General features: G+C 58.1%; 6 protein-coding genes. 2 read left to right on the top strand and 4 right to left on the bottom strand.

Features of this window, described 5'->3' with window-relative positions; genetic code table 11:
- Window positions 1-96: 96 nt before the first annotated feature.
- Entirely contained in the window at window positions 97-2,778 is a 2,682-nt protein-coding gene (pepN, locus tag B3187_RS01375; RefSeq protein ID WP_286804299.1) for an aminopeptidase N, read from the top strand.
- A 224-nt stretch (window positions 2,779-3,002) separates the two neighbouring features.
- On the opposite strand, the gene B3187_RS01370 is transcribed toward pepN, so the two are convergent.
- Window positions 3,003-3,725: a UDP-2,3-diacylglucosamine diphosphatase gene (locus B3187_RS01370; protein WP_286804298.1), complete on the bottom strand. Its 723-nt coding sequence runs from the start codon at window positions 3,723-3,725 to the stop codon at window positions 3,003-3,005.
- 9 nt (window positions 3,726-3,734) lie between these two features.
- Window positions 3,735-4,244: a peptidylprolyl isomerase gene (locus B3187_RS01365; protein ID WP_123637266.1), complete on the bottom strand. Its 510-nt coding sequence runs from the start codon at window positions 4,242-4,244 to the stop codon at window positions 3,735-3,737.
- A gap of 147 nt (window positions 4,245-4,391) precedes the next feature.
- Between B3187_RS01365 and tmk the strand changes: the two genes are divergently transcribed.
- Complete coding sequence (gene tmk, locus B3187_RS01360) at window positions 4,392-5,009, top strand: dTMP kinase (RefSeq protein ID WP_024460040.1); 618 nt, start codon at window positions 4,392-4,394, stop codon at window positions 5,007-5,009.
- A 73-nt stretch (window positions 5,010-5,082) separates the two neighbouring features.
- Here the strand turns inward: tmk and traF are convergent, their stop codons facing one another.
- Both traF and B3187_RS01350 read right to left on the bottom strand, forming a co-directional pair.
- The gene (gene traF, locus B3187_RS01355) at window positions 5,083-6,312 is read right to left on the bottom strand and encodes a conjugal transfer protein TraF (protein WP_286804297.1); all 1,230 of its coding nucleotides are present in this window, start codon (window positions 6,310-6,312) and stop codon (window positions 5,083-5,085) included.
- A gap of 156 nt (window positions 6,313-6,468) precedes the next feature.
- Complete coding sequence (locus tag B3187_RS01350; protein WP_286804296.1) at window positions 6,469-7,092, bottom strand: RluA family pseudouridine synthase; 624 nt, start codon at window positions 7,090-7,092, stop codon at window positions 6,469-6,471.
- Between the last annotated feature and the right edge of the window lie 217 nt (window positions 7,093-7,309).

Below are 7,309 nucleotides of genomic sequence, written 5' to 3'. Positions count from 1 at the left end.
AGGGACGTATGTACGGCGTGTCTGGGAACCATACACCCTGAACCGGCCCGGTCCCTGAATTTCGGCACCCCACGCTTAAAAAATTTGGAGTTATTTATGTCCGCACGCGACGCACAACCGAAAGCCATTCAGTTGAAAGACTACCGGCCGCCGGAATACCTTATTGACCGCACCGAACTGCACTTCGACCTCGGCGCCGACAAAACCCGCGTCACCAGCACACTGACACTGCGCCGAAACCCCGACGTCACCCCAACCGGCAAAGGCCTGACCCTGCACGGCCAGGAAATCGAACTCGTCTCCGTGGCCGTCGACGGTCGCGCACTCAGCGACAATGACTACCGCCTCGACGACGAAACCCTGACCCTGCTCGACGCCCCCGAACAATTTGAGTTGACCACCGTCGGCGACATCGACCCCAAAAACAACACCTCCCTTGAAGGGCTCTACCGCTCCAAAACCATGTACTGCACTCAGTGCGAAGCCGAAGGCTTCCGCAAGATTACCTGGTACCTGGATCGCCCCGACGTGATGAGCGAATTTTTTACCACCGTGGTGGCCGACGAAAAACAGTTCCCGGTGTTGCTCTCCAACGGCAATCTGATCGAGCAGGGCAGTGCAGACAAAGGCCGCCACTTTGCCACCTGGCACGATCCACACAAAAAGCCGGCCTACCTGTTTGCGCTGGTGGCGGGTAACCTCGAGCACATCGAAGACACCTTTACCACGATGTCCGGTCGCGAAGTGACGCTGAAGATTTTTGTCGAAGCAAAAGACCTCGACAAATGCGGCCACGCCATGACGTCCCTTAAGAACGCCATGCGTTGGGACGAAGAGCAGTACGGACGGGAATACGATCTGGATATTTTCATGATCGTTGCCGTAGACGATTTCAACATGGGCGCTATGGAGAATAAAGGCCTCAATATCTTCAACACCGCCTGCGTATTGGCCAAACCGGAAACCACCACCGACGCCGGTTTTCAGCGCGTTGAAGGCGTCGTCGCCCACGAGTATTTTCACAACTGGTCCGGCAACCGCGTCACCTGCCGGGACTGGTTTCAGTTGAGTCTGAAAGAAGGCTTTACTGTCTATCGGGATGCGACTTTCTCAGCGGACATGGGTTCGCCCACGGTCAAACGGGTGGAAGATGTGTCCATGCTGCGCACCCTGCAATTCGCCGAGGACGCCGGGCCCATGGCGCACCCGGTGCGGCCGGATTCCTACATCGAAATTTCCAACTTCTACACCCTGACCATTTACGAGAAGGGCAACGAAGTGGTGCGCATGCTGGCCAACCTGTTGGGGCCGGAGCTGTTCCGCAAAGGCACGGATCTGTACTTCGAGCGCCATGATGGCCAGGCGGTTACTACCGAGGATTTTGTGGCGGCGATGGAAGCCGTATCCGGTCGCGACCTGACCCAGTTCAAACGCTGGTACGATCAGGCGGGCACACCCAAGCTGACTGTGACCGACCGTTGGGATGAAGACGCCGGGGAATACCACCTGACCATTGCCCAGAGTTGCCCGCCCACGCCCGGGCAGCCGGAGAAGCAGCCCTTTCACATTCCGGTGGCCATGGGGTTGTTGGGCAGTGCCGGTTCACTGCCGCTCAAAATCAAGGGGCAGGCTCCCAACCCGGAGACCGACGACAACACCCACACCGTGTTGGAACTGACGGAAGCCGAGCACACCTTTGTGTTCGAGGAACTGCCGGAGAAACCGGTGCCGTCCCTGCTGCGCGGTTTTTCCGCACCGGTGAAGTTGCATTATGACTATTCCCGCGATGACCTGATGCGCCTGATGAGTGGCGACAGCGACGGTTTCTGCCGCTGGGATGCCAGTCAGCAATTGGCCATTGAGGTGATCGAGGACGTGATGATCGCCTATCAGAAGGGCGAAGACCTGAGTGGTATCACCATCGATGAGCGCTTGATCGAGGCCAACCGCCTGTTGTTGCAGGATGATTCACTGGATAAAGCCATGGTGGCCTTGATGCTCAGCCTGCCCTCCGAGGCTTACCTGGGTGAACAACGGGACGAGATTCAGGTGGAGGCCATTCACCACAGCCGGGCCGCGGTCAAACGCGCGCTGGCCGAGGCGCTCAAACCCGAGCTGACCCAGATTTACCGCACCTACGATCACGGCAAACCTTACCGGCCCACGGCGGATGATATTGCCGAACGCAGTCTGAAAAATGCTGCGCTCAGCTATCTGATGACCCTGAACGAACCGGAGATGATCGAGGCCTGCGAGCAACAGTACCGCCAGGCGAACAATATGACCGACGCGATCGCCGCGGTTGGCGAGCTGGTCAATAGTCTGGCATCGGGTGCTGAAACGGTTCGGGAACAGGTATTGGAGGACTTTTACCGAACCTGGAAGGACGAGCCGTTGGTGGTGGATCAATGGTTGCGGGTACAGGCGACCAGCAGTCGGCCCAATACGCTGGATGTGGTACGTAAACTGGAACAGCATCCGGCGTTCGAGCCGAACAACCCAAACAAGATCCGGGCGCTGGTGGGGGCGTTTACCAACGCCAACCCGATCAACTTCCACCGTGCCGACGGGGCAGGGTATCGCTTTCTGGGGGATCAGATTCTGCGCCTGAACAGCGTCAATCCGCAGATCGCCGCACGGTTGGTGACGCCCTTTACCCGCTGGAAGCGGTATCCGAAGGCGCTGCAGGAATTGATGCACGCCGAGTTGGAGCGCATCAAGGCCGAACCGAAGTTGTCCAAGGATGTGTACGAGGTGGTGAGTAAGAGTTTGGTGTGATGGTGGTGCGGCAAACGGCGGATGCGCGCTCCGAGCTTATCCGCCCTACGGATCGCATGGCAGTTCCCGTAATAATGGTGGGTGCGCCCCAAAAGATACCACGGAGGTTTTTTGCGCAACACCGGTGAATGTATCCAAACGGATACCACCGCAGGTCGCGTAGGGCGGATAAGGCCGAAGGCCGCATCCGCCGTTACCCAAATATCAGCCGTCACCTGACGCTATTACAGCTCCCAAGACTCCAACTGCAACACCCCCGGCTGCGCCACCAGACACCACCCCCGCTCGTGCCAATCCCCCAACACAATCCGCTCCCCCGGCTGGCCATTCAGGTCCAGCGGATGGCGGGCCGGCCGATGGGTGTGGCCATGAATCAAAAGGTCTGTCCGCTCCTTGCGCATGGCTTTTTCCACCTCTCGAGGGGTCACATCCATGATGTCCTGCGCTTTGTTGCTGTTCATGCTCTGGCTTTGCGAGCGCATATGGGCCGCCAGCTCTCGGCGCTTGTCCAGAGGTAAGGAGAGCACCTCTGCCTGCCATTGTGGCGAGCGCACCCGGCGGCGGAACGCCATATACTCAGCATCCCGGGTACACAGGCTGTCGCCGTGCATCAGCAAGGCGGGGCGCCCGTACAGATTGATGACGCTCGGGTCTGGCAACAACTCCGCACCGCAGGCGCGGGCGAATTCGTTGCCAATCAGAAAGTCCCGGTTACCGTGCATCAGGTAGATGCGCGTTCCGGACTCGGTCAGCGCGCTCAGTGCCTGAGCAACCGCCGTCGACAGCTCGCTTCTGTCGTCGTCGCCAATCCAGGCATCAAAAAAATCACCGAGAATATAAAGCGCCTCCACGCCCTGGGCCCGGTCCCGCAGGAAGCGGAAAAAGCCTTCGGTAACGGTGGGTTGGCGCTCATTCAAATGCAGATCGGAAATAAACAACCGCGTCATGGGGAGAACTTACTCGCTGACGGTCGCTTTCTCGATCAAAACCGGTTCAACCGGAACGTCCTGATGCCCGGCCTTGCTACCAGTCGGTACCGCCTTGATCTTGTTCACCACATCCATGCCTTCCACAACCTTACCAAACACGCAGTAGCCCCAGCCCTGCATGGACTTGTCGCGGTGATTCAGGAAAGTGTTGTCCTGTACGTTAATGAAGAACTGGGAGGAGGCACTGTGCGGGTCGTTAGTGCGCGCCATGGCGACACTGCCCACAGCATTGCCCAGGCCGTTGTCGGCTTCGTTCTCAATCGGCGCGCGCGTGGCCTTTTGCTGCATGTCGGGCGTCATGCCGCCGCCCTGAATCATGAAGTTGCTGATCACGCGGTGAAAGATGGTGCCATCGAAAAATCCGTCCTGCGCGTACTGGGCAAAGTTGGCCGCGGTTTTGGGCGCTTTTTCGTGGTTCAGTTCAATGGTGATATCGCCGTGCGAAGTGTGCAGAGTGACCTTGGACGCGGTGCTCATAATGGAACCCTTATGTTAGGACTAAAAGCCGGCATCTTACCACAAGGTCGCGCGCGCAGAGGGAGCAATGCGAAGATGATCCCCGTTCAACCATGGTAAACTCCATCCCTGAAATGCCATCCAATAACCACAGGAACCCATCACCCCGTGACCCCAGGCCGCTTTATTACCGTGGAAGGCACCGAAGGTGTCGGCAAGAGCACTAACCTCAACTTCATCCAACAGTGGCTGGAGGGGCAGGGCCATCGTGTGCTGGTCACCCGTGAACCGGGTGGCACGCCCCTGGCGGAAGAGTTACGCAGCCTGCTGCTGGCCCCCCGTGACGAGACCGTCGACCCAATGGCGGAATTGCTGATGGTGTTCGCGGCCCGGGCCCAACACCTGGAACAGGTGATCAAGCCGGCGCTGGCGGCCGGCACCTGGGTACTGTGCGATCGCTTCACGGACTCGACCTACGCCTATCAGGGCGGCGGTCGGGGCTTTGATCAGAGTGTCATCGCCCAGTTGGAAACCCTGGTGCAGGGCGAGCTGCGCCCGGACCTGACGGTCATTCTGGATATTGATGTTGAGAAAGGCCTGGCGCGCGCCAGTCAGCGCAGTGTGCCGGATCGGTTTGAGGGAGAAGCGGTGGCGTTTTTCGAGCGGGTGAGGGCGGTGTACCACGAATTGGCCGCCCGAGCACCGAACCGCTACGCGGTGGTCGATGCCGGACAACCCCTAGAGCAGGTCCAGCAGGCCATCAAACAGGTCTTAATCAGCCTGTAGGTCACAGGATCGTCGGATTACGCTTCGCTAATCCGNNTTAGCGAAGCGTAATCCGACACATCAACTGCCTATTTTAGAACCGCAGGCCCAACTGCATGGAAGCACCGGCGGTATTGCCATCACCGGTAAAGCCGGCAATATCCACATTCACCACGTTGAAGGGCGAGAAGCCGATACCCACCGATACGGTATCTTCCACGTTATCTTCCAGATCACGCTGGAAGCCCACCCGCAACTGTGCCCAATCAAAGGCATTCAGCTCGGCGCCAGCGCGGACGAACTGAGTCTCCTGTCCGGTGGCGAAGTTGGGGCTGGTATTCAGGTCAGCAGCCACCTCGGCAGTAAACCAGCTACCCTCGTAACCGACAGCGGTAGTGGCACGCGGCTTAATTTCCAGCGTGTCGCCGGGCACAATGGTCTCGTACTCATTGCTGATCAGGTTTGATACCGTCAGGGCGTAGCGCATGTCACCGCACAGGTAGGTGGCACCGAGATCGATGTTCACATCATCGGTTTCCACGGTGTACTCATCACCGTCGAAATCGTCTTCCTCAAAATCGTCCACGGTAGCGGAGTACACAAAGGTCATCACGTGCATCCACTTGGGCGTGGCACCCAGCAGCAGGCGGGAATCCTCACCGGTCTGCAGGCTCTTGGCCATCGCCAGGCCAACTTCGGAAACGGCCGCACCCCGTCCTACACCATAAGACTGCAGTCCTGCTGGATCAAAGTTGGTTTCGCCAACCGCGTCGCGGATATATTGGTAGTCTTCTTCGTTGACTACTGTCTGAACAGCGGCCTCAATGCGGGTCTTGCCGACCACGGAGAGTGACAGAAGATCATTGGGCAGGGCCAGAACAAAGCTGCCACCGGCACCAATATTGGCGGTCTTGTCCGCGATATTCTCCAGGCGACGAATGGCTTCTTCGGCTTCTTCTTCGATCAGCTGACTCGCTTCCTGCTCCGATGCCAGCGGGTCATTGGGGTCAAAACCACCAATTTCGTCGAAATAGTCGTAGGCGGTTTTCTCTTCCAGCTCATCCAGGTAATCTGCCAGATCCTCCAGGCCATCGATCAGGTCGTCTTCATCTTCACCCAACACACCGCCGTTGAAAACCAGACCAAAATCGTCCTGCTCATCAAATTTGGCACCCAGGCTGGGGTTGTACACCACGCCGTCGGCGTAACCACCGGTGGCGTAACCCGCGCCGGACATGCCGGTCAGGCGACCGTTATAGTAATCACCGGCAACAGCGGCACCAGAAGCGGCCATCAAGGCCATGCTGAGAAGCGTTTTTTTCATTTTAAAAACCTGTGAAGGGAGAACTGGGTGAAACGTAAAAAAATGTTAGTGATTAAATTGTGGCCCATTATATAAGCAGGTGCAATAACCCATTTGGGTGTTATTAGAAAATGGTCTTGATTTTGCCTTGGGGAGAAGCTTTGGCAATAACACCGGCTAAAAAACCGGCGGTGACTCACAGTGCACGGGTGAACCGGTCTGCGGATGGGTAAATTCAATCGTGGTGGCGTGCAGCAGCAGGCGGTCCGACGCGGCAAGGTATGCCGGCGTGGCGTAAAGATTATCCCCCAGAATGGGATGCCCCAGTGCCTGCATATGCACCCGAAGCTGATGCGACCGTCCCGTGACCGGCTCCAGCGCCACCCGCGTGGCATCCGCGTTACGCTGCAGAACCCGATAGCGAGTCAACGCCGCCTTACCGTCAGTATAGTCAACTTTCTGTCGGGGTCGATTCGGCCAATCACAGATCAACGGCAAATCCACCTCACCCGCCTCATCCGCCATGACCCCGCCAACCACCGCCGTATAACACTTATGCACCAAACGCTGCTCAAACTGCCGCGCCAAATGCTTCTGCGCCTCATACCCCAACGGAATCAACACCAACCCCGACGTCGCCTGATCCAGCCGATGCACAATCCGGGCATTGGGGTAGGGCACCAACAACCGGTTGATCAGACAATCCTGCTTCTCCGGCCCACGCCCCGGCACCGTCAACAACCCAGCGGGTTTATTGACCACCAACAGCGTATCATCGGCATAGACAATCTCAGGAAGCACAACCGTCCCCAGTTCAAAAAGTCGGCATTGTACCCCGTTGGTGGCATGACAGTAGATCCATGTATCGGGTCAGCCCCCATTGGTCGGCGGGNNCGGGTGCGCGCTTCGCGCTTACCACGCCCTACGCGCTGCATTAGAAAATGGCACTGAGGTCCGTGGAGGGGAAGCCCTTTCAAGACCGTAAGCGGCGGGAATCCGCGCGTCGAGCCCCCAGGGA

The organism is Marinimicrobium sp. UBA4209 (assembly GCF_002381585.1).
Lineage (GTDB): Bacteria > Pseudomonadota > Gammaproteobacteria > Pseudomonadales > Cellvibrionaceae > Marinimicrobium > Marinimicrobium koreense.
Note: the sequence above shows the minus strand (reverse complement) of the source record. Positions and strands in the feature narration are given on the sequence as shown.